This window comes from Paenibacillus sp. SAF-068 (assembly GCF_051967555.1).
Classification (GTDB): domain Bacteria; phylum Bacillota; class Bacilli; order Paenibacillales; family Paenibacillaceae; genus Paenibacillus.
This window is the reverse complement of record NZ_JBQCJX010000001.1, coordinates 175,374-199,130: the sequence shown is the minus strand read 5'-3', so window position 1 is coordinate 199,130 and position 23,757 is coordinate 175,374. Positions and strand designations below refer to the sequence as shown.

Sequence of the window (23,757 nt, the reverse complement as noted above, 5' to 3'; positions counted from 1 at the left end):
AGCGAACGTTCCTGATTTGCCAACTTCGGTCGAAACCCAGCTGACTGACATATAACGCTCATCACCAACGATCACACCATTTTCAAATTGGCGATCGCCCTCCGCTATCAATTTGACTTTTCCACCCGTCGTTACACTGTCTGGGCTCGCGCTAACATTGTTATTGTCGGCATTCGCTTTTGTTGGATTCGTCGGGTTTGTCGGGTTTGTCGGATTCGTCGGATTCGTAGGGTCCGTAGGGTCCGTAGGGTCCGTAGGGTCCGTAGGGTCCGTTGGGTTTGTTGGATTCGTCGGTGCAGTCACCGTCACCTGTGTTGTCTTCGTATCCGTCTCACCGATTACGTCGAGCCAATGCGTACCATTCCATTTTTGCTTCTGGAAGGTTGCCGTTACCGTATAGCTTCCTGCAGCCGCAGGCTCATACTCCGACGTATAATCGTCGTTCTTGTCTTCAGCGAACGTTCCTGATTTGCCAACTTCGGTCGAAACCCAGCTGACTGACATATAACGCTCATCACCAACGATCACACTATTTTCAAATTGGCGATCGCCCTCCGCTGTCAATTTGACTTTTCCACCCGTCGTTACACTGTCTGGGCTCGCGCTAACAGTGTTGTTGTCGGCATTCCCTTTTGTTGGATTCGTCGGGTTTGTCGGATTCGTGGGGTCCGTTGGGTCCGTTGGGTCCGTTGGGTTTGTTGGATTCGTCGGTGCAGTCACCGTCACCTGTGTTGTCTTCGTATCTGTTGCTTCGGCAACTGCTATCCAATTCGCGCCGTCCCAAGATTGCATCTGAAATAGTGCTGTAACTGTGTAGTTTCCAGCTGCCGAAGGGATATAATCAGCCGTATAATTGTCGTACTCATCTAGTGTGAACGTACCCATCTTATCGTTCTCGGTTGAACTCCAGCTTACCGGGACATAGCGTTCGTCACCAACAAGCTCACTGTCAGCCGATTGTCGGTCGCCTACAGCCTCCAATACAACTGTTTCTCCTGATGGAACGTTGCCAGGGTCTGCACTGACACTGTTTAGTCCGGCATCTGCTTCCCTCGGATTAGTTGGTTGGGATGGGGCTGTCACCTTCACCGTTAACTTCTTCGTATCCTTCCCATACTCGTACCAAGTGCCATCATAAAACATATATCCCTGGAACGTTGCTGTTACCTCATATTCGCCAGCCACTGAGGGTCTGTAATCTGAAGTATAGTTCCCATCATTGTCCTTACTGAATGTTCCCGACTTATTACTCTCAGCAGATGCCCAGCTAATAGGAATATACTTTATTTCAGTATTAATCTTACCTACTGCATCCTGTCGATCACCTGTTGCCGTAAGTGTGACCATTTCTCCAGCCAACACTTCTGTAGGGCTCGCTTTAAAGGTGTTCTCTCCATACTGAATAGTTTCTTGAGTTACTTTTACAGTCGGAAGTGGCGCCATCGTCAAGGTGTCTTCATATTGATCGCTCCAAACATCCCCGTACAGCATTTGTCTCATGAATTTCACATTAATTTCGAAATCACCCTGAGATTGAGGAGTATATTGCGCCGTATAGGTACCATCGGCGTTAAGGGTTAAAGTCCCGCTAATGTTTCCGCCGTTTTCCGATGACATCCATGTTTTTGGGATATAACGCGTATCCCCGGAATGATAGTTTCCTTCCGGAGGTCCATCTCCTTCTGCCGTCAATGTGATCGTCTTACCTACGTTAATACTCGTTAAGCTTAAAGTAAGATTATTTTTGGTTCTATCTGCATTGTAAGCCTGAGCAGTCACACTTAACGTTTTGGAAAGCGTACGATTAGTTTTTCCGGCCTCCCACTTCTGTGAATAACCGTTATATTCCAAATCTTTAAAGTAAACCGTTACCGTAAACGTTCCAGCCATTGAAGGTATGTATTGGGAAGTAAATCTGTCATCACTATCCAAAACAAAAGTGCCTTCCGGATTACCAATCTCAGTCGATGTCCACCGATCAGGAACAATCTTCTGATCACCATGCCCAATTCCTTCGGCTAACTCGCGATCTCCTTCAGCAACCAATGTAAAAGCTGAGCCTGTATTTATAGTCGTTGAAGGCTCTACGTTAGCCTTAATATTTCCTAAACTTGCTAGAGTAGGCCAATTGGATACCAAAAATTCAGTAGATTTCGTATCCACCTCACCGGTATCTACCCATTCAGTTCCATCCCATTCTTGCTTTTTGAAGTAATAGTTCAAATGATACATTCCTAAATCCTTACCCAATTGAAAAAAATTCACGTAAGCATTATTTGTCATACCGCCATTATTATCAGTCTCCCAATGATCAAAGACATATCTTTCATCACCGATAAATTCCGGATCAACGTTTTCTCTATCACCAGATACATTGTTTAACCGCATCCAACCTTCAGGGGGGTAAGCCTGCACCGAAAGATCTTGATACCTATTGAGACTAGGATCGGCCAAGTTTCGTACGGCTGCCATTGCCTGTTGTCCACCAAAAGCAAAATTAGGCAAAAGCATGCTTAACACTAAAAATCCTACAAAAAAACTTTTTATAATGCCTTTCCTCTTTCGGGTCATCCTTTTACTCTCCTTTGTCATATGTTGTGACCTGTTCCACTTCTATTCATAGGAGTTTAGACCTACGAAATAAGTAACGGCTACATTGTACAACACCGAAATAAACATAAAATAAACAAGATTGTTTTTACATCCGACAGAATTCCTCTAACAACAACGAAGGAACTTGATTTTCAATACGTACATCTCTTAATCTGAACAAAAAAAAGTGGTGCTCCATTGAACATGGTGCACCACTTTTCGTTTCATTTCTATTTAAGACTCCACTTCCACCCGCTGCAAAAACGTACGGGTACGTGCAAGCTTCGGATTGCCGAAGATCTGTTCTGGCGGACCCGCCTCTGCGATTTCGCCGTTATCCATGAAGAATACGCGATCCGCAACGTCACGGGCGAAACCCATCTCATGCGTGACAATCATCATGGTCATATTTTCCTGCGCAAGTTGTTTGATTACGCGTAACACTTCCCCGGTCAGCTCTGGATCGAGTGCCGACGTCGGTTCATCGAAGAGAAGAATGTCTGGCTGCATCATCAGTGCACGAGCAATGGCAACACGCTGTTTCTGTCCACCGGACAGATTGGCAGGATAAGCGTCGGCCTTGTCTGACAGTCCTACTTTGCCGAGTAATTCCAAACTGCGGTACCGGATGACACTTGAGCTTTCTTTTTTCAAAGCCTTCGGTGCGAGTTCCAGATTAGCTTGTACGGTCAGATGCGGGAACAAGTTGAAATGCTGGAACACCATACCCATACGATCCGTCATCTTGCGAATATCCGCGGCACCCACGTAACGACCATTATCTACCAATGTCTGATCCTGAATGCGAATCGTTCCGCCCGAAATATTCTCCAGATGAATCAGACTGCGCAGCATCGTACTTTTTCCCGAACCCGAAGGCCCGATTACCGCAATTACTTCGCCTGGTTCCACGTTGAAAGATACCTGCTTCAGCACATCAAGTGTGCCGAATGATTTTCTCAACTGATTTACTTCTATTATATGTGTCATATGCAGACAGTCCTTTGATTGATCAGATTTAATTTATTCAAATGAAAACCGCTTCTCGAGTGCCTTGAACAGTACTGTGAGCACTAGTGTCATAAGTAGATACATAACCGCTGCCACGAAGAAAGGGATCAACTGCAAGTCGCGATTCACCGCCGCTTGGGCGTAATACAACAGCTCAGGTACAGCTACGGCGTAGAGCAATGCCGTATCCTTGATAAGCGTAATGGACTCGTTGGCTGTTGCAGGCAGTACTACACGAATCATCTGAGGAATGATGACTTTGGTCATTGTCTGCCATTTCGTTAATCCAAGTACCTTCGCGGCTTCATGTTGCCCTTTATCAATGGACAGCAGTCCGCCCCTGAAGATTTCAGCGAAGTACGCCGCATAGTTCAGGATGAACGCAATCCCCGCTGCAACAAAGCGATCAAACACCAGATACTCTCCAATCACCGGAAGCAACGGTAAACCGAAGCAAAAGAATAGAATTTGAAGCAGCAGCGGTGTTCCTCGCATTACATATACATACGTATGAGCAATCCATGCCAGTGGTTTAATCTGGCTTCTCATGGCGAGCGTGACCGCAAATCCAAGCGGTACAGATAATACGATAGCCAGCAAGAACATGAAAATGGTGGTCTGCGCACCCTCTAACATCGGTTTTAAAATGGTCGATAGATAATCCCAACTCATTATTTTGTCTCCTCTAATCTGTTAACCCCGCATTCCTCGGAAGCATAAATCGCTCCAGCGTGGAATACGGGGTCCGTTTTGTTTCTAACTATATAGCAGGTGTGTAACCTGCCTATTTCAGAACCTTATCTTCACCCAACCATTGGCTGGAGATTTTAGCTGCCGTTCCATCTGCATTCAGTTCATCCAGTGCTTTTTGCAGTTGATTCAAGAGCTCTTCATTGCCTTTTTTGATACCTATTCCATATTGTTCCGGTGCAAGAGATTCATCCAGCAGTTTGAATGTTCCCTCTTCCTTGGACATGTAGTATCTCGCGACCACTTCATCAATGATGACAGCATCCAAACGTTTCGTTTTCAGATCCGTCAGAGCAAGCACGTTATCTTTGAATTCAGAAGCTTTTACTTTATCCTTCAGGGGACTTGCTGCCAGTGCATCTGCCGCTGAGGACAATGCCTGCAATCCCACATTTTTGCCATCGAGTTCATCCAGCTTCGTAATTGGAGAGTCCGCCAGTGTAATGGCTACCTGACTGTTTTCCAGATAAGGCTTCGTGAAGAGCACTTTCTCTTTGCGCTCATCCGTAATGGTGTATCCGTTCCAGATCATGTCAATTCGCCCACTGTTCAGCTCTGATTCTTTGGAAGACCAGTCGATCGGTTGGAATGTGATTTCTTTACCCATTTTCTCCGCTGCAGCTCGTGCGTAATCAATATCGAAACCAACAATTTCATTCTGCTCGTCCCGGAAACCCATTGGAGCAAACTTGTCGTCAATGCCTACAACAATCGTGTTATCGTCTTTGCTTGCGGAACTGGAACAACCCGCCACAATCAATACACATATACTAATGAATAATAGTAGAATCGCTTTTTTTCTCATCTCTTGAACCCCTCCATGTCTATAACCAAAACCCAAACGCTTTAGTTCGTTACCACGTTATCAGAGATTTATAATAACATAGCATGGAAGAAGAGTCGAGTCTCTTGCCTATTTCCTTCTATTTCAGGCAACTTAATTGTCAACAATTTGTGAAAAAGCTGCTTTCACTTGTGCCGTTTCCACCAACTTCTCGCGTACAGTCGAATTCCATAGCTCCAGGTTCTGAAGCTCCTTTAATTCCGTACCTGTCCATTGTTGGGCGGATTCACGACGTAAGGTATAGCTGGTATTCTCTAACTGGTAGACGACCTGCTCCAGATTATCGATCATAACAAAGTTCGCAACCGCATTATATACCAGTATCCGCTCAAGTTCCTCTGCATCCATCTCGTGTGTATCCAAGCTATAATTCACTTGAGCCGTGAACGTCTCCGGGTACAGTTGGTAACCATTCAATCTTTCTCGTAAAGGTAAAGCCTGATTCAGATGACTAAGGTTTGAATTATCACCCATATAGGGACTGCAATATTTGGCTAAGGCGGTAAAATCATGCGTCAGCGGATTTTGCTGTTCTGCTTCATACTGATCCTGCTGTGCCTCGATCCTCGGATTAACGAACCCCTCAACGAACACAAGGCCAACCACACCCAGAACAACGAGTGCAATAATCCATATATTTTTCCCTCTCATAACGCATCACTCACTTCATACTTGCTAACGATCCGATACGCCCGATGCACTACCAAAGGAATAATAACGCTTAGTAACGGGACGGCAAAACCAATGACGATCACAGCAAACTGATAGGGTCCATCCACCTGAATGGGTCGATTAAACCAGATGTTGCTTCCGAATCGCAACGCTGCCTGCGTCCCCCATAGGACGAGTATGAATGCCGCCCACAACCACCATATTCTTCGATTCCACTGCACTAAGGCAGGGATTCGTATAACCGTGGTTTTAACAGAAGTTGCAGGATCTTTCGTCTTGTTGGTCAAGATATACAACACATACGTTCCACCAACAATGAGGCTCACGATCATAAGCAGGGTGTTTAGAGCAGAGCCTTGCATCACCACTCTCATTGGAATGGTAATGATCCAGGCTATGAGACTGTATATCAGAGCAGACTGCAACAACGCTGTCCAGTAAGGAACACGTTGTACCCTTCGATGGTCACTCATCACTTCATCCATACCATTGATATGCTGAATGGCAGTCTGGAACGCCTTCTCTTCACTCATTCCCTGCGAGATATAGTCGTCAATCCGCGCAGCGAGATTACTGTGAATCTCTTCTTGTAATTCTCGATTGTCCAATGTATCTGGTACGTGAGCGAACAGACGATTCACATGACGGGTGATGCGAGCTTCCAATCTCATAGGTCTTCATCTCCTTTTTCTCCAGTGACAATCATACAATCAATCAATGCCTTGGCAGCCTGCCAAGCTTGAACCTGCTCTCTATAGGCTTCGAGGCCTTGCACTGTAATTCGGTAATATTTCCGTCGTCCTCCCTGTGTCTCTTCCCCCCAGTAGGACTCCACATATCCACTCTTCTCCAGCCTCTTCAAACTGGAATAAAGCGTGGGTTCCTTCAATTCAAACTGCTCTCCGCTCTTGCGATAGATCTCCTTAATAATGCTGTAGCCATAGTTATCTGCGGGTATAAGTACACTCAGAATGATGGGGTCAATATTGCCCCGAATCAGATCACTGTTAATCACTTGCACATCCATCTGCGAGTTTCACCGACTTTCTTCCATCCTGCGTATACTATAAGACATATTACTATGTCTGTAAAGGTAATATGTAACGCATGGTAAATATGCATCGTACCGAGCACATTAGCAACATTCCTCTTTTGCTTTTCGTCTGGATATGAATGTACCGACTGACGAGATCACTCTGGTTGAATATGTGAATGGGAAGGCACATCGCAGCTCTTTGCGAGAGAATTCATTCCTTGGCACAGGAGAAAGGACCTCATTACGATGGAGCCTGCCCAGTGGACTTCCCTTCAAAAATACGCAGGTTTCCTTGGGTGATACCTCTTTTACCTTTGTTATCCGTAGTGTCCAAAAAAAAACAGGGCCCCTCCATTTGGAGAGGCCCTTACGCATTTTTATCTATTGCTGCACTTTCTCACGGTCTTTGCCTTTATCGGATTCACCCGCGTTTTTGTTGGCAGCATCGCGATCCTGTTGCATCTCTTCCACCGTTTTCACCTTGAGACGAGCAGCACCTTCATATTCCTTTGTCGGAATCAGGTCACCCCCAGCGAGTCTTGCTTCTGCCGCTGCAATCGCATCACCATACTGCGGCAACCATTGGGCCTGTGCAACCAGCATCTCGTCGACCATCTGCCAGATCTCTTTGGGGTTACACACGGCACCTACGAGCGGGTCCATCATGAATGCCTGACGAAGTAATTGGTCGTCTCCCTTCACCGCAGCTTCAACCGCAAGACGTTGCACGGAAATGCTCACATTACATACGGCGGCTGGTCCCAGTGGCAAATCGCCTACATGCGGCATGGAGATGCCATTGCGATCCACATATCCCGGTGCCTCAATAATCGCATCATCCGGCAGGTTGGAAATCACTCCATGATTAACGGTATTGAAATGTCCACGATAGACACGTCCCGTCTCCAGCCCTTCGATAATATACGAACCGTGCTCCTCGCCCCGTTTTTCCGAAATGAATTGCATCGGTTCATCCTTCATCCAATTTGGAAAATCCGTCTCGAACCAGTTGCGTCCCTCGGTACATACCCGCAGATATCCACCTGTTTCTCCGTTAATCCAGTTACCCAGGTCGATCCATTCGTTAATCTCTTCCGGACGTTTGCGGTACCACGGCACATATTCACTCAGGTGACCATTCGATTCCGTGCTGTAGTATCCGAAGCGACGTAACATATCGATCCGTACTTTCTCGGTACGGCTGTACTCCGGATGTTTCTCGAAGGCTTCGAGCAGGTCACCTGTAAGGTCCTTCCCTTCATGAGAAGCCTGAATATACCAGGTCTGATGATTGATGCCGGCACAGACAATATCCACTTCACTCTTTTTCAAACCAAAAGCTTCCGCAATCTGATGATGACCATGTTGTACCCCATGACACAGTCCGATCGTCCGCACACCACCATACTTATTGCAAGCCCATGTGAGCATTGCCATCGGATTGGAATAGTTCAAGAGCAGCACGTCCGGTGCGCTCTGTTCACGAATATCTTTACAGATGTCCAGCATCTCGGCGATTCCGCGTTGTCCGTACATAATGCCCCCTGCACACAGCGTATCGCCGACACATTGGTCTACCCCATATTTCAGTGGAATATCCACATCGGTTGCAAATGCCTCCAGCCCCCCGACACGAATCGTACACAGTACATACTTCGCATCTTTCAATGCTTCTTTCCGATCCGTTGTCGGCTGAATCTGAATATTCAATCCATTCTCCCGGATATCCCGCTGACACAGTTCAGTCACCATGTCCAGATTGTGCTGGCTAATATCGCAGAATGCAATCTCGATGTTGTTGAACTCCGGTACCGTGAGCAAATCCCTCAACAATCCTCTTGTAAATCCGATACTCCCAGCCCCGATAAACGCCACTTTGAACGACATGCATGTATCCTCCCCTGATCCGAATCTTTCACTTCGGTTAATGAACCTCTTCATGAAATCATTGTACCAACGGCAATTGGGGAAGCGTTATCAAAATCATGACCTGTTCAAGTTCTTATTGTCAAAAATCCTAACTTTTACGCGCCAGATCCACTAACCCGTTGTATTCGAAAATTACTGTAAACGACTCATTCATCCGTCGGATATTGACTCACATGCCGTTCCATCGAGGAGCGAAATTCAACCGGCGTACGGCCTGTATATTTTTTGAATAACATATGAAAATACTGACGACTGCCTACTCCAACATAATCAGAGATTTCCGAAATCGGGATATTCGTCTGCTGAAGCAGCATCTTGGCCTTCTCCATGCGAAGCATCGTCAGGTAGTCAGTCGGTGTCCGCTGCGTGTGCTGGCGAAAAATGCGATGCAAATAGCCCGGATGCAGATTGACGGCTGCCGCGATATCCTTCATCTGAATGTTACGATCCATATTGTGATGCATGAATTCAATCGTTCGTTTGACATATAACTCCGCCTGATCTGACGCACTCCGGCTCATTTCTCCGCGCAGCCGTGCAACACGGACTAGCAACTGGATGAACAGCGTACGCACCAGCATGCCCTGTTCCGGGGACGAGAGATTCCGGGCTTCACGATGATGCGACCGTTCCTCTGGTGGAATAATCCTCATCGGCGCAGTCGATCTTTCTTGCTCCAGCAGACCGCGCTGATCGAGTTCCAGCACCAGACTCTTCATAATGTGATACACCTCTTCCGGATCAGGCAGTACAAGATATGGCGAAGCATTAGTGAGTAGCGTATGGACTTCCTCCTCTTCCAGCGCGAGCTGACGGATGGATAGTTGTCCAGGAGGTGAACCGGAGAATGCAAACTCCACATTAAGCATCCGGCAAGGGACCCCATCTTCCACGAGCAAACGATGTGGGACACCAGCGTCGAGCATAATGAACTGTCCTTTCTTCAAAACGGTCTGCTCCGATCTCCCATCTGGCATCTGCACATCCACTCGGCATATTCCCGAGATAATATACATGATTTCCGTCGAATCATGATGATGATAGGACATACGGTAGTTGTCCCACTGCTTGTAATAATACGCGTAGAAACGCGGCCCGCAGTCCTCTCTGCGCAATGCTTCCTGGTACAGGCTTCCTGTCCAGCGCTTTGTGATGCTCATATTCATGCCTCCGTTCCTGCGACGATCGATCCTCACTTTTCTCCATTGTAGCAATTCTCAAGATGGATTATAAACTATCTTGCTTAAAAGCTTCATTGCATTATTAAATTAGACGAATATATAATTAGTATAATATCTAATAAATTATGTAAACAGTCTAAAACTAAGGAGGTTTCCAACCATGAGTACCACTTTTCATCTGGTAAGACATGGACTCAAAGAACGACGCATTGGGGATGTCCCCCTCACGTCCGAAGGGGTTTTACAAGCCGAAGCCACTGCACTTCATTTTGCCAGAGCAGCCTTTAATGTTACTAAAATCCTGACCAGTCCACTTCGACGTGCCCAAGAAACCGCCGGATCAATTGCCCGCCTTACCCATGCCCATATAACCGAAGATCCTCGCCTGCGTGAACGTGCCAATTGGGGAGATTGCCCAGATCAGTCATTCGAAGAATTCATTGCGATGTGGGATCGATGCACATCTGATCCCGATTACATTCCACCGGTCGGTGACTCGGCCAAACAGGCTGGTGAACGTCTGGCCTCCCTGCTAACTGAATTGGCTAATGATGAGCCGGAGAACCGAAACATCATTGTGGTCGCACATGGTGGACTCATTACGGATTTTCTCGTACAGACTTTTACCGAGCGCGAGCTTAACATCTGGCATTCCGACTTTATAACTATGCAGAACCAATTGATCTCCGAATGCTCCATCACCACATTAATCCATGATCAAGGAAAGTACACGATTGAAGCGTTCGCTTCAACCGAGCATCTAGACTAACGATGTAAAAGACTGACGTAACATGGATCGCCCGAACATGCCAGTTATCTCCAACTTCATCAGATCCTCATGTAAAAAAGCTCTGAAACCCCCATGTGCCGAGACACAGGGGGAATCCAGAGCTTTACAACACTTCAAAATGCTTTAGTACCTGTTCATAACCATTGAAGCTGCTTCTTTACATTACAACTTGATCCGATGTTAAGTTGTGCTGCTATTACTCATCCGTTCCGCTTACTTTCCGCCCTTACCTGGCGTGTAGAATTTGGGCAGCATTACCTTCGACCAGTCGATATCCGATGCCATGTAGAAGGACGGATAAGAAGGCTGGTTGTATCCACTGTTCTGTCCAGCAATACCTACACGATACATCGCATCATGCATCAACGTGTACAGCTTGCGGTCCGTTTTCTCGGTACTCAGATAGATGCGGATCGCTGAGCTGTCGGTGGTTCTCACCAGCATCTCTTCCCGCCAATCCCCGAAAATATCAGCTACGAGCGAAGGCGTACCTTTCGTGTGATTGTTGGTCAATGTGCCTGTTGCCGTCAGCAACGTGCCACGATTCCAATCCTTGATTGTAGGCGTGACGTCAATGGCACCATCTACAATCTGTGTCGTCATATCGCCAGACCAGCGGATATTCATATTCGTACCAGGGGCTTGATCACTGATTTTCTCCCCCTGTGCTGTCCACAACCCTACAGCCCAAGTCTCCAGTCCACGACGCGTCGGATCAACATCTCCTACCATGCCGCGTCCGGTATCTTTCCCTGTGTACCCGCCATAGATTACTTCTCCGGTCTTCGCATCACGCAGGGAATAGCCGTATGGCGCCCAAGGGCCCCCCTCATGAACCATGAAAATCTCCAATCCCGGACGATCCGGATCGATATCTGCCACATGAAGTGCGTCGCCATGACCCAGACGGGCAATCGTTCCCGGAGCAGCACTCTCCGCAGGCATCAGGTCTGTTGAGCTGTACAACACGCTGCCGTCATGATCAATTGTCGCGGAGCCGTAGATGATCTCCTGTTTGCCGTCCCCATCCACATCCGCCACACTGAAATAGTGTGCGCCTTGGGTTGTAATCGAGCCGTACACGGGATCTGTGCCATCCACGCCATGCGGCCCGTCATTGAACGGATTTTTCATCGGTGTCCAGCCGCTGTCCACTTTCCATTCCTTTTTCAGCTTCTTGCCATCCCAATTGTAGGCAACCATCGTCGAACGTGTATAATATCCGCGTGCAAAGATTGCAGACGGTTTCTTGCCGTCCAGATACGCCACGCCTGCCAGGAAACGGTCCACCCGATTGCCCGGTTCAATCCGTGCCATGGCATAATCGCCCCACATCAGGCCATCATCATGACGCTCGGGTTCATATGGAATGGTCTCCAGCTCTTTGCCTGATTTGCCTTCAAATACCGTAACATACTCAGGCCCATCCACGATGAAACCTTCAAACTTGCGCAGCTCATTGCGGTTGCTGCGTTCTACGGCGTACACATCAATGAAGTAGTCGGCCAGACTCTCGGCATCCTGTTGTGATAATGGATAGTTATATTTTTTCTCTATTCCAAAAGCCTCTTCCAACGTTGCAGGCCAGTTCCCCTTCACAACTTCATCGTGTTTATGCCAATTCCTGAACATATCCACCACGTGATTGTAGTACCCATCAGCACTTAAACGATAATCATCCTCGTTCTTCACGCCTGCCTTGCGATCTTCCTTCGGTAATGTGATGTATTTCTCGGATGTCACTTTGCCTTTTTTGTTATATTTGATAATCTTCGTTCCCGGAGCGGTTTTAAACATCATCTCAGCCTTGCCATCCCCGTCAAAATCATAAACGAGCATCTGTGTGTAGTGAGCACCTGCACGAATGTTAACCCCGAGATCGATTCGATACAACAACTGTCCATCCAGGGTGTACGCATCAACGTAGGTTTTCCCGGTGTATCCTTTTTGCGATACGTCCTTGGCGTTGGAAGGGTCCCATTTGACGAAAAACTCATATTGGCCATCCCCGTCCACATCCCCAACACTCATGTCATTGGCCGAATACGTATAAGCTTCTCCCGCAGGTGTCACACCATCGGCCGGTTTTTGTAATGGAATATCCACGTAACCGTTCGCCCAAGGTTTGACGGAGGCGCTGCGTTTGCTTTCCTTGCCCTTCTTGTTCACCGCTGCCACTTCATAACGGGAAGACGATTTGCCTGCGGTATCTACATAGTTGGTGCTGTCGGTGACCGTAGCGATCTTTTTGCCATCACGGTAGACGTTAAAGTCCGTTCCTGTCAGCCCTTTGTCGCTATATCCTGTGGCCTCGTCACCAAGCAATCTCCAACTGAGAAATACCCCTTCAGATGTTGATGCAGCCACCAGTCCCCGATCCAGATATTCCAGTTGAATCTCTTTCACGTGACTGCCCCCCTTATATGATTGAAGGCCAGCCTCCGTCGTACTATTTCCATTCGAAGCTTCTGCTCCAGTGATTCCTGCTGTTCCCCCAACAAGCAAAGCTACGCTGAGTGCCGAAGAGAGCACCTTGGCTGCAAGTGGCATACGCGCCTTCCTGCGACCGGATTGCTGACCTGAAGCCGATCCATTATGTACCGGCGCTGTTGTTTCTGAGTTCATCCACCTTCACGCTCCTTGAGACAGAATAGGTGATGCTTAGACACTTCAATGACATTTGGGCGTTCGATCACCCGTGCAGATTTTCTTCGACGGTTGTACCTTCACCTCATGATTGCGCTTACAAATATAAAAAAAGAGAAATCAGCTTGCCCGACTACCAGAGTGCGGTCCCCCTTCCATTCTCTTTCCAATCCGAGCGAGGCGATCTCGCCCATCGGGTTCTATTATAGACATCCTGCCTGCCAGACCCTAGGCAAATATCCGTCCAAAACGATCAATAATCAGTGTTATTAGGAGTCATTTGGGAAAAAGTACTTGCAGCTGTGAGGGATAGCCGCTCCGGTTACGAATCGTTCTTAAGATCGCTGTTATCCCCGGATTTTCTTCTATCCCTTTTCCAAGGAAAAAATCCGAGGATAAAGGCGAGATGATGCTTACGAAGCAGCTTTCTTGCAGAAAGCTTTCAGCTTCGCTTCTTCAGAATTGATTTCGTCCCCTCCACTACACCTCTCCGTTGATCAAGAACTTCATTTCAAGAATGACTCATGTAATGAAAAGAAAAAACCGCAATCCTCTAACACACAGAGGATTACGGTTAAGACAATTACCAGAAATTCTTAAGGCTCAATGCCCCATACCAGGTTTCCATCTTGGTAGAGCGTTACCTTATTCCAATCCTGATAGGATGTTTTGGTTGGATCGAAGGAGTAGTCATTCGTCTCGTCAAAGTTGGACCAGTCTGTTTTGTACATGCGAAGCTGGATGTCTCCAGTCTGTCCACCAGCCTGAATGCTGCCAGCGCCAGATGTGAAGCTCAGCTCAACATATGAGTCTGTGAAAGTACGCTGGATATTGGCTCCGCCAACTTGAGCGTAATCGATGGCAGAATCCATCGCAGCCGATCCTTCTTTGGAGAAGTAGTACCGGATCTTCAGATCACTCAGATTCACAGCAGTACTGCCCAGGTTCTTGATGTTAAAATACGGTTTGATCTGGCTATCCAGCGCATTGGTATCTCCGGCGCGATATTGCAGAACAAGATCACTGGTCGGTACAACGACACTTTGAGGTGTCGCGGAAGCTACAGCGGAATTGGCACTTTGCCCTGCTGTGTTCACTGCACTCACCACATAATGATACGTTGTGCCGTTCGTCAGGGCTGTGTTCGTGTAGGAGGTACCACTCACATTCGCGGCGATGGTTGTAAATGGACCCGATGCACTCAGCGCCCGTTTCACATTATAACTTGTTGCACCTGTAGAAGCGGTCCACGTCAAGCTCACCTGAGCATTGCCCGGGGTTGCTGTTAGAGCAGTCGGTGCAGCTGGCGCCGTTACCCCTGCAACCGGTGTAGCCGTTGCTGTGGCAGAATTAACACTTTCTCCTACTGCATTGGTTGCCGTGACCACATAATAATAGGTTGTGCCATTGATCAGGCCGGTGTTGCTGTAAGATGTTCCAGTCACATTGGCTGCGACCGTTGTGAATGGACCTGATGCACTCAGTGCCCGCTTCACACTATAGCTCGTTGCACCTGCAGAAGCAGTCCACGTCAAGGAGACTTGAGCGTTACCGGCAGTAGCCGTCAATGCTGCTGGTGCTGCCGGAGCTGTATTACCGCCCGGAGGATTGCCTCCGCCGTTACTTGCAGGAAGTACAGGGAATGAGTTCTTCACCAGTGCCACGAATTGATCGTGGAACCAGTGACCGGACACCGGAGCATTAGGCAATGCACCTGTTAATACGCCATCCCGAGTAGTGAAGGTCGGATCACACATCCGGTCGAAACCCTTACCTTCGTTATTCGGAATTTCAGAACTGGAGCCATCGGATTCACCCGGAGGTTTTACCCATACATAAGCATCCAGATGCGCGGGTCCCGGTGCAGCCTTAGGGACTTCCCCTATACCAGCTCCACTGGCATTACACCAGTTTCCCCGATGCTCCCGGCGGTCTACACGTCCGGAATTCACATAATCGTTGATGTTGCTGCCTGTAGCCGATGCCGGACGGTTGACCCCGCCCCAGCCATTCCGGCTAGTATCAATCAGGAAACCTGTGCTGCTTGGCCAGCCGGCTTGTACAAAATCGGTATACAGCGCAGCGGTGAAATCGGTTTCGTCAAAATACGGATTCCATTCATAAAACTTGGCTGATTTAATGGGTTGTCCACCGATATTGAGGTCGGGGTTGGACAGATTCGGCTCTCCCAGCGGTGTGGTATTCGCTGTGTTCGTAATGAAGCCATCTGCACTCTGCAGACCTGCCGCAGTATCATTTACTACGTCCGTGTACAGCGCAACTGCTGCAGAACGGTTGTTATCCCATCCAAGCCAGCCGGAGTGACCGATATCCAGATAGTTGTACACATTCGGAATGGCGTGCAGCTTGTCCAATGCATACTTTACACCCGCCTCATAGATACCTGTTGAGCTGGCTTGACCACAAGCTGGTGTACTCAGGTTGGTCACAAGGTTAGGCAGACTGTCCGGTTCAATGACAGCAATAATACGAATATCCTGATACTTCGGATCTGCGAAGATATCTGCAATCACATCAATATAATCCGTTTTATACGTCTGTAGTGCAGCCTGTGTTAGTGGAAGTTCACCATTCGAAGCAAGGGCATGACAATCCCGACCTGGCAGATTGTAAATAACAAATGAAGCCGTTATTGGTGTCCCAGGTTTCTTTTGGGCGAGAACAGCATCGAGATGTTGCTCTACGCTTTTGCGACCAGCATTGTCCGTACCGCCATAGATCGCAGCAATTCGGTCAATCCATACTGCGGTTGGATACGATTTGACCGACTCCATCTGAGCCTTCAGCGATGTATCGTTGGTCAGCGCAATGGACGTATCCACAAGAGCCGAATAGTCCTGGTTCAGATAAGCTGTGGCTCCCACAAATGGATTATCCACATGTGCTTCAGCCGCCTGAGTCAGACCTGGAGACATCCCCGGGAAAATCCCCGCCGCGAGCAGCGTTGCCGCCAGCATTTGTTTTACACCTTTGCGCAGGATCTTCTTGGCTCTCGATTTGGTTTTCAATTTAGTCTTCATAGTTCCACCTTTCCTTTAGTTAGATTGGGTTGTACTCATGTCTGATCCTCTGTGTCATGAAGATGCTTAGCACGAAGAGAACGTCCGGATGAGTTGGTTGTATCACCTCCATAAGAAATGGTTGTAGAACTGGAATCTTGAGCAAAAAATGGTGTGTGAGGGTGAATCATATGAATGAGTATAATGCGGTGGGTGTGGTTGAACGTGTGTTAGACATGAAGAAGTGTGAAAAAGGATTACGAGATATCTGACTACCCGCTACAGTAAGCGCTTTCTTTAAAATGATTTAAAAAAGGCCCTTCGCCTGCCATCTGCCATCTTGACGTTCGGTGTCACCTCCTTATGATCTGATTATACGACATGTAAATATTACTGTAAATTGAATTATATAAATTTAATTATATTTTTTTCCATTATTCAGGCAGGAATCTAAACTTCCCTTGCCCCAACGATATAAAAGGCCCATTGTGGCAATATGCCACAATGAACCTCTTATGGATCAAGGTCAAATCAACCGCTCTTCCTAAGGCAGAACGACGACATCTCCAGGTTTTAAGCCGCTAACCACTTCTGTCTTGTCACCCGATTCCATTCCAGCCTGGATGGTCAGCGGTTCGGTCTGGCCGTTCCCTTTGTCTATCAATACATAAGGTTCAGTCTGATCCCGCATGATTGCAAGGCTGGACACAACCGTCACTTTGTCCTTCCGCACCGTCTCAATATCCCCTTCCAGACTCACGCCGCCATACATTCTGGCATCCGGTTTCAGATCGATAACAACATCAAACTGCGAAGCCTGCTTGAGGTCCGTATCGGTACTCTTCCGGGCGAACTTGGACACCTTGCTCACCTTCCCGGTGAATTGCAGGTCTTTCTGCGCTGTCATTCGCACCTTAACCGGCATTCCCACCTTAAGCCTGAACATCTCTTCTTCACCAACAATCGTCATGAATTTCAGTTGGCTGATATTGGTAATGGATCCGATCAGCTGTCCTTCCGTCACTGCACGTGTCTTGCTGTCCTCTTCATTCAACTGAAATATGCCGGAGGCGGAAGCATACACAATGGACTTGCTTATCACGGCCTGCTTTTTCTGTATCTCCTTTTCCTTCAGGACCAGTGCTTTTTGATTCAATTCATTCGTCAGGCGTTTGCCTTCCCGATCCGCAAATGCCTTTTTGCGCTCCTCTTCCGTCACGCCAAGCGACTCACTCATATTCGCCTGATCCAGGCTAACCTGATTCATCTTATCTTCCAGCTGGGCTTTCTCCAGATCGCTCTGCAGCTGCTCTACTTCCGTTTGTAACGTGGACGTGTCGAGCGTAAACAGAACGTCACCTTTGCTCACCTGCTCACCACTTTTCACATGCCACTGCTTGATGTTGGAAGCATATGGGGCGAAGATATCGGTCTGATCGGTGTATACAGATTTACCCTTCACTTGTATCGTTTGCGTCATCGTTTCCTGTGTGACGTCAAAGGTAATCGGGGGCGGGATCTCTATAGGTGCCTCCGGTTGTGGCTTATACTTTTCATACAGCCAGTACCCTACACCTGCCAAAAGTACAACGGTGATGATCATTTTAATCCATTTCTTCATGTGCCCAATTTCCCTTTCGCTGATAAAGTTACATCGATTTGATCACAGTTAATGCGTTGGTTCGGGATGCGCTGATTGCCGGGTATATTCCCGATACAATGCCAACCAGAACAGCAAACACGATGCCCAGCGGCAGAGCGGACTGTTGAATAACCACGGTCATCGGGCCATTGACCTGATCTGCCATCTGACTTGCCAGCAGACTGTTCACCCCACCGAGGGCAGCAAAGGCAATTCCGACACCAACCACGCCACCCATCAATCCAAGCATCGCTGCTTCTGTAATAAACATCTGGCGGATCTGCCACAGATTCGCACCCAGCACCTTCATGACACCAATCTGTTTACGCCGCTGATGCGTAGACATGATCATAGCCACAATAATGGACAGTGAGGCCAGCAGCATGATAAAACCACCGATTCCCAATGCTGCTTTTTGGTACATCGCCAATTGGCCTGTCATCGCTTCTTCCTGGAACAGATTACTCTGTGTATTTAACGTCAGCTTTTGGATCTGTTCTTCCACTTGGGATACATAGCGTTTATCCTCAACCTTGACCAAGGCAGAGTTCAGATGCTTGGCTGCACTGCTGTCGACCTGTTGTAAACCAAGCTCATCCTGCAATGCACGAGCTGCATCAAGCGGCAGATATACCTTTTTGTCGTTTTGAGCACTCATCTCATCCATGTTGGACGGTTTCGTCAGTTCTCCAGACACACGTATAGAGCCACTCATTTTGGTTTTGCCCGCATTTGTATAGTCCTCATATCGAAACTGAATACTCTGCTGAACCAGCTGATCCTGCTTCGCTGACATTTCCGTAAACTGCTGCAAGAGCTCATTGTTATATGGATCAGCATTCAACTGCTCAAATAACTTCTGCGTGACTTTCGGATCCATGAGCCCGAATGCGGCCCCATAGCTGGTCACCGCCATACGGCCATCCTCTGCACCACGCCCCTCAGCGTATCTGTATCCAAATCCGCCTAGTGTCTCCAGCTCAGTACCAATCACTTCCACGTAAGTACTGCGGCCATCCGGAAGCACCATTTCCAGCGAATCCAGCTTTAACATGGGGGCCACGGTAACAACATGAGGCAGTCTTTGGATAATCTGAATTTTCTCCAAGGTTAGTGCACCTCGTTCAAACTTCGATGTCTGTCCGCTCCCCTTGCCGTTACCGGTACGGATACCTTCATTGGGTGTAATCGTAATCTCATCCATCTTGTAATTGTCGTTCAATGTTTTCTCACTATAGGTCTGTACGGACTGCCCCACACTAAGTGCAATAATCATGGCGGCAGAACCGATGGACAGCCCCATCATGCACAGCAGTGTGACCATTTTTCTGCGAATGATCTGTCCCCAGGCCATACGTGCTACATCCCGTATTCTCACATTTCCTCTCCTTTTGCCCTAAACTTCCCTTACAGCCTCTTCAACCAGTATTCCATGTTGCAGGGTAAGCACGACCTGCATCTGCTCGGCGACCTCTGCTTCATGTGTCACAATAACAAAGGTCGTGTTCAACTCACGGTTCAGCTGCTGCAAAATTGCAATAATCTCTTCTTCTGTCTCGGTATCCAGATTCCCGGTAGGCTCATCCGCAAAGATCACCGAGGGTTCGGTAATGAGCGAGCGTGCAATACTGACCCGTTGTTGTTGACCGCCCGACAATTGGGACGGGAACAAGTTTGCTTTTTCACCCAGTCCAACCTGTTCCAGCAGCTTTAAGGCTTTTGCTTTGCGTTTCGAAGGGCTTATGCCCATAAACACCAAGGGTAACTCTACATTTTCCCGGATCGTAAGGTTAGACAGCAGCTCATAAGATTGGAAAATAAACCCGATGTGACTGCGCCTGAACTCAGCCAGACGATTTTCGCTGAAACGTACAATATCTTGTCCCGCAATAAGAATCTTGCCCTGATCGGGTTTCATCAGCCCCGCCATCAGATTCAGCAATGTGGACTTGCCTGAACCTGAACTGCCCAGCAGAGCCACCATCCGGCCTTCACCAATCGTCAGATTGATATCTTGAAGTACCGGCACGATTCCCTGGTTATTACGGAACGAGTGGGATAATTGTTCAACTTGAAGCATGATTCCATGTCTTCCTTTCTACTTGCTGCATATGTACAGATTCGCGTAGCACATTCCTTTTAATTATAGGGTGGAGATGTATCCGGGGTGGCCGGAGTTGTATCCAACTTGTAAAATATGAAAACAAAAAGCCCTTGTCCCAGAGAAGCTTTCGCCAGCTCCATCCAGACCAAGGTCTTATATTCTTATGCGATGCCCCTCAGCTCACCAGGCTCTGAAACTAAAGCGGTACATCTCACTTTTATCCATCGTGCTACCCACTGCAAATAGCTCATCATCATGCCACTTTAGATTGATGAAGCTATCCATATTGCGGTAGATGACCGTATCCGACGAAAGTTTGTTCTCGTTCAGGTAGGCGATGTGCAGCTCATTCTTCAGATTCTGGTTATCCATGGGATAAAAGTAAGCGATTCGAGATTCATCTGCATCCAGTTCGAAGTTCCAGATGGAACCTTGTAATAACAGATCATACTGCTCCTGCGCGGCACGATACCGATACAGCCCCTGTACCTTATTCATCGTGCCCTGGATGAGCATGTCCCCATTTTTCAGCAACTTGAATTGTTGAATGTCTTCCATTGCAGCATATGCCTTCACTTCATGCGCACCCTCAAGCGATACACGATAGATGGCATAATTGTCTTTCAGCATCACCAACATATAGAACTGCTTCAGATCTTCGCTGACCTGCAATACATCCATAACGATAAATGTATCTTTCGAATCTTTCCCTTGTGTTGGTCCTGTGAATATGCCCATTAGCTCATCATGTGTGTAGATGACTTGACTCGTCCCCTGACTCAAATCGACGTGTTTAAATAAAAGATCATCCTGACCGATGTAGGACTCGTTCCCTGTAAACACTCTATAATACGAGTTATCGCTTGGAAGCTTGCGACGTTCCCCGCTCTCAACCACATACTCATATGCCGTCTTCTGCACTTGCCCTGCCCGGTACTGAGCGTAGATGATTTTCTTGTGATCCGGACTGATTGCAACGCCGTAATCCGTATTAGTTGCAATGCTCTTCACTGCGTTATCATCCAGATGCAGCAGAGATAGCTGAAGTCGTGAATTGGAGGGTTCCAAATGATTGATGATCATCGTGTTTCGATCAACCACTTCAAAATCAAAGATCGCGAAGTCATTCGGAATCTTGGTAGCCGACTCAATCTGAATGGTACTGCTCGGCGGCGGTGCCAGACGACTATTGAATTGCTGACTTGGCAAAATCACCGTTCTAGGCTTGAGATTTCCGATACTGAACAGGCTACCAATCCCGAAAATTCCGCTAACAAAAGCGATCAACAGTCCCGACAGCATCAATCTGTCACGGTTTTTACGCCAAAATCCGGGATGTCTCATGCGTTTATTTCCCCCGGAAGACTGATATTTACTTGTGTCCCTTGCCGCATGATGCTCTTCATCTCCACTGTTCCTCCATGACGCTCAACGATGTTCTTCACAATAGACAAGCCCAGTCCTGCGCTGCCCTTCTCCGCCCTGTTGATTCCTTTATCCTGGTAAAAGGGTTCAAATACATGCTGGAGCGCTTCATCTCCTATGCCTTCTCCCTGATCACGAATTAAAATAGCGATGGAATCACTTAACCGGAAGGATTGTACTTCAATGATTGAGTTCACATCACTATACTTGACCGAGTTATCCAGAACGTTGAGGAAGACCTCCTTCAGCTTGTCACGATCTCCTTGCAGATACTGATGTTCCTCCAGCTCGTAGTGGATGCCTATATTGTACTTGCTTGCCTTAATCGACATGTCCTCACATGCTTCCCGAATAATATCCGATACATCGATCCGTTCGAATCGGTACGCCTGAATGACCGCAGACGAGACGGATACTTCCAGAATATCCGCTACCATTGTGTTGAGTCGCTGGCTTTCCTTGATAATATAATTCATGCCTTTGTCAAAAAAATCCTGATCGGTAAATCCGTTATCCCGCAAAATCTGTGCGTACCCCAGGATCGTCGTTAAGGGTGTCTTCAATTCATGTGTCACATTGTCAAAAAAGACTTTGCTACGCGCCTGTATTTGCTTCACCTCGTCCCGCTCCCGCTCAATCACATCAATCTGCTCCCGAACCCGATTGATCATGACGGTGAAACTTGAAGCCAATTCGCCAATCTCATCCTTGGTGGTAATCTGAATGTCTGCATTCAGACTTCCCTGAGCTACTTCTGCAGAACGTTTCGTGAGTACGCGGATGGGTTGGGTGATTTTCCGGGAAATAAAGATGGATGCGATAAATACAAATACAAAAATAACTGCTGCAAACAGCTTGATCGTATTCTGGAAGCGGAAATTTCGTTTGTACAAATCCGTGTAATCCTTCTCCAACTGTACAATTCCAATCAATTGTTGATCCATCTGAACGGGGAAGGACAGACTGGAGGTGACCTGACCTTTATCGACAACTGTGGTGTAAGCGATCCGGGATTGTATGGCTTCCTCTACATCAGGATGATCGGAGCGCTTAGCAACGTTAACCTCGCCAGCTGATCCATATGGCGAAGCATCCGGACGATATACGGTAATCTCCCCGCCAACGGCTGAACCAATCTGTTCCGCAAGCTCGCGACTCCCTGCTTCCAGAGAGTCTCTGCTCATGCGTTTGTTATGAATCAGAAAGTACTGATTCAGCGCGATGTCCAGGTTTCTTTTCGATTGCACCATATCCTCATGCACTTCACGGTACATATTCTCCTGTGCCACCTTATTGGACAGAATCAGCAGAACGGAGAATCCGATGAAGACGATGACCGAGAAAAGCACTACCATTTTGAACTGGATCGTCCACTTCATGTCTGCACCTGAATATTCAGCTTATATCCTACACCGAATACCGTTTCGATCATCGAAATGCCCTGCACACCGCTATCCAACTTCTTGCGAATCCGTTGTACATGAATATCCACGGTTCGCGTATCCCCTGCAAAATCAAATCCCCATACCTTGTCCAGCAGTTCAGAACGTGTATGCACCTTGCGATGATGGGTCACGAGAAATAATAACAGATCATATTCCTTATTCGTGAGTCCTGCGCGTTCCCCGTCCTTCCACACTTCCCGTTCATCCTTGCGGATCTCAATATGCTTGCCCAGCCTGACCACCTCATAGGAGTGATTCTCCAATGTCTCGCTGATCAGATCAATCCGGCGAAAGATCGCCCGAATGCGTGCAACCACCTCACGGATATCAAATGGCTTCGTGATATAATCATCCGCCCCCAGCTCCATGCCAAGCACCTTGTCCAGCATGTCCGACTTGGCGGTAATCATGATGACGGGTATCTTGGAATTCACGGATAGTTGCCTGCACACATCAAAACCACTCATGTCTGGCAGCATCAGATCCAGCAGGATCAGATCCGGCTTCGAATCCCGAAGCAAATTTAACCCCTCTTTACCGGTAGCTGCTTCCTTGATCTCGAAACCTTCCTTACGTAACGAATAGGATAAAATATCGCGAATGGACTCCTCGTCCTCAATAATTAAAATCTCTTTAGGTCTCATGATACCCTCGTAATCTCCCTGCTCTA

Annotated in this window: 18 protein-coding genes; 1 reads left to right on the top strand and 17 read right to left on the bottom strand. The window is 47.6% G+C overall.

Features of this window, described 5'->3' with window-relative positions; genetic code table 11:
* The 9 genes from ACTHPG_RS00815 to ACTHPG_RS00775 all read right to left on the bottom strand — a co-directional run.
* A partial coding sequence (locus tag ACTHPG_RS00815; RefSeq protein WP_440387174.1) for a hypothetical protein occupies nt 1-2,232 on the bottom strand: 2,232 nt, incomplete at its 3' end.
* Between the two features lie 594 nt (nt 2,233-2,826).
* Nucleotides 2,827-3,582: an amino acid ABC transporter ATP-binding protein gene (locus ACTHPG_RS00810; protein WP_440387173.1), complete on the bottom strand. Its 756-nt coding sequence runs from the start codon at nt 3,580-3,582 to the stop codon at nt 2,827-2,829.
* Nucleotides 3,583-3,615: 33 nt separating this feature from the next.
* Nucleotides 3,616-4,275: an amino acid ABC transporter permease gene (locus tag ACTHPG_RS00805; protein ID WP_105600918.1), complete on the bottom strand. Its 660-nt coding sequence runs from the start codon at nt 4,273-4,275 to the stop codon at nt 3,616-3,618.
* 112 nt (nt 4,276-4,387) lie between these two features.
* Nucleotides 4,388-5,158, bottom strand: a complete 771-nt coding sequence (locus ACTHPG_RS00800; RefSeq protein WP_440387172.1) for an amino acid ABC transporter substrate-binding protein — start codon at nt 5,156-5,158, stop codon at nt 4,388-4,390.
* A 132-nt stretch (nt 5,159-5,290) separates the two neighbouring features.
* A complete protein-coding gene (locus tag ACTHPG_RS00795; RefSeq protein WP_440387171.1) occupies nt 5,291-5,848 on the bottom strand; it encodes a DUF4825 domain-containing protein in 558 nt (185 codons plus the stop codon).
* Nucleotides 5,845-6,540 carry a permease prefix domain 1-containing protein gene (locus tag ACTHPG_RS00790; RefSeq protein ID WP_440387170.1) on the bottom strand — a complete coding sequence of 232 codons (696 nt, stop codon included), beginning with the start codon at nt 6,538-6,540 and terminating at the stop codon, nt 5,845-5,847. Before ACTHPG_RS00790 ends, ACTHPG_RS00795 begins: the two co-directional genes overlap by 4 nt.
* The gene (locus ACTHPG_RS00785) at nt 6,537-6,896 is read right to left on the bottom strand and encodes a PadR family transcriptional regulator (RefSeq protein ID WP_315937999.1); all 360 of its coding nucleotides are present in this window, start codon (nt 6,894-6,896) and stop codon (nt 6,537-6,539) included. The genes ACTHPG_RS00790 and ACTHPG_RS00785 overlap by 4 nt, the downstream gene beginning before the upstream one ends.
* A gap of 390 nt (nt 6,897-7,286) precedes the next feature.
* Entirely contained in the window at nt 7,287-8,792 is a 1,506-nt protein-coding gene (locus ACTHPG_RS00780) for an alpha-glucosidase/alpha-galactosidase (RefSeq protein ID WP_440387169.1), read from the bottom strand.
* A 188-nt stretch (nt 8,793-8,980) separates the two neighbouring features.
* Complete coding sequence (locus ACTHPG_RS00775) at nt 8,981-9,994, bottom strand: AraC family transcriptional regulator (RefSeq protein WP_440387168.1); 1,014 nt, start codon at nt 9,992-9,994, stop codon at nt 8,981-8,983.
* 181 nt (nt 9,995-10,175) lie between these two features.
* On the opposite strand from ACTHPG_RS00775, the gene ACTHPG_RS00770 reads away from it, so the two are divergent.
* Nucleotides 10,176-10,784: a histidine phosphatase family protein gene (locus ACTHPG_RS00770; RefSeq protein WP_440387167.1), complete on the top strand. Its 609-nt coding sequence runs from the start codon at nt 10,176-10,178 to the stop codon at nt 10,782-10,784.
* A 234-nt stretch (nt 10,785-11,018) separates the two neighbouring features.
* Here the strand turns inward: ACTHPG_RS00770 and ACTHPG_RS00765 are convergent, their stop codons facing one another.
* The 8 genes from ACTHPG_RS00765 to ACTHPG_RS00730 form a co-directional block, all read right to left on the bottom strand.
* Nucleotides 11,019-13,355 carry a rhamnogalacturonan lyase gene (locus ACTHPG_RS00765; protein WP_440390061.1) on the bottom strand — a complete coding sequence of 779 codons (2,337 nt, stop codon included), beginning with the start codon at nt 13,353-13,355 and terminating at the stop codon, nt 11,019-11,021.
* Nucleotides 13,356-14,047: 692 nt separating this feature from the next.
* Complete coding sequence (locus ACTHPG_RS00760) at nt 14,048-16,492, bottom strand: glycoside hydrolase family 6 protein (RefSeq protein ID WP_440387165.1); 2,445 nt, start codon at nt 16,490-16,492, stop codon at nt 14,048-14,050.
* Between the two features lie 523 nt (nt 16,493-17,015).
* Nucleotides 17,016-18,092: an efflux RND transporter periplasmic adaptor subunit gene (locus tag ACTHPG_RS00755; RefSeq protein WP_440387164.1), complete on the bottom strand. Its 1,077-nt coding sequence runs from the start codon at nt 18,090-18,092 to the stop codon at nt 17,016-17,018.
* A 28-nt stretch (nt 18,093-18,120) separates the two neighbouring features.
* Complete coding sequence (locus tag ACTHPG_RS00750; RefSeq protein WP_440387163.1) at nt 18,121-19,491, bottom strand: ABC transporter permease; 1,371 nt, start codon at nt 19,489-19,491, stop codon at nt 18,121-18,123.
* A gap of 18 nt (nt 19,492-19,509) precedes the next feature.
* Complete coding sequence (locus ACTHPG_RS00745) at nt 19,510-20,193, bottom strand: ABC transporter ATP-binding protein (protein WP_440387162.1); 684 nt, start codon at nt 20,191-20,193, stop codon at nt 19,510-19,512.
* Nucleotides 20,194-20,397: 204 nt separating this feature from the next.
* Nucleotides 20,398-21,561, bottom strand: coding sequence for a hypothetical protein (locus tag ACTHPG_RS00740; protein ID WP_440387161.1), 1,164 nt, complete (start codon nt 21,559-21,561; stop codon nt 20,398-20,400).
* Nucleotides 21,558-23,021: a sensor histidine kinase gene (locus ACTHPG_RS00735; protein WP_440387160.1), complete on the bottom strand. Its 1,464-nt coding sequence runs from the start codon at nt 23,019-23,021 to the stop codon at nt 21,558-21,560. Before ACTHPG_RS00735 ends, ACTHPG_RS00740 begins: the two co-directional genes overlap by 4 nt.
* Nucleotides 23,018-23,731 (bottom strand): response regulator transcription factor, encoded by a 714-nt coding sequence (locus tag ACTHPG_RS00730; RefSeq protein ID WP_440387159.1) that lies wholly within the window; start codon nt 23,729-23,731, stop codon nt 23,018-23,020. Before ACTHPG_RS00730 ends, ACTHPG_RS00735 begins: the two co-directional genes overlap by 4 nt.
* Between the last annotated feature and the right edge of the window lie 26 nt (nt 23,732-23,757).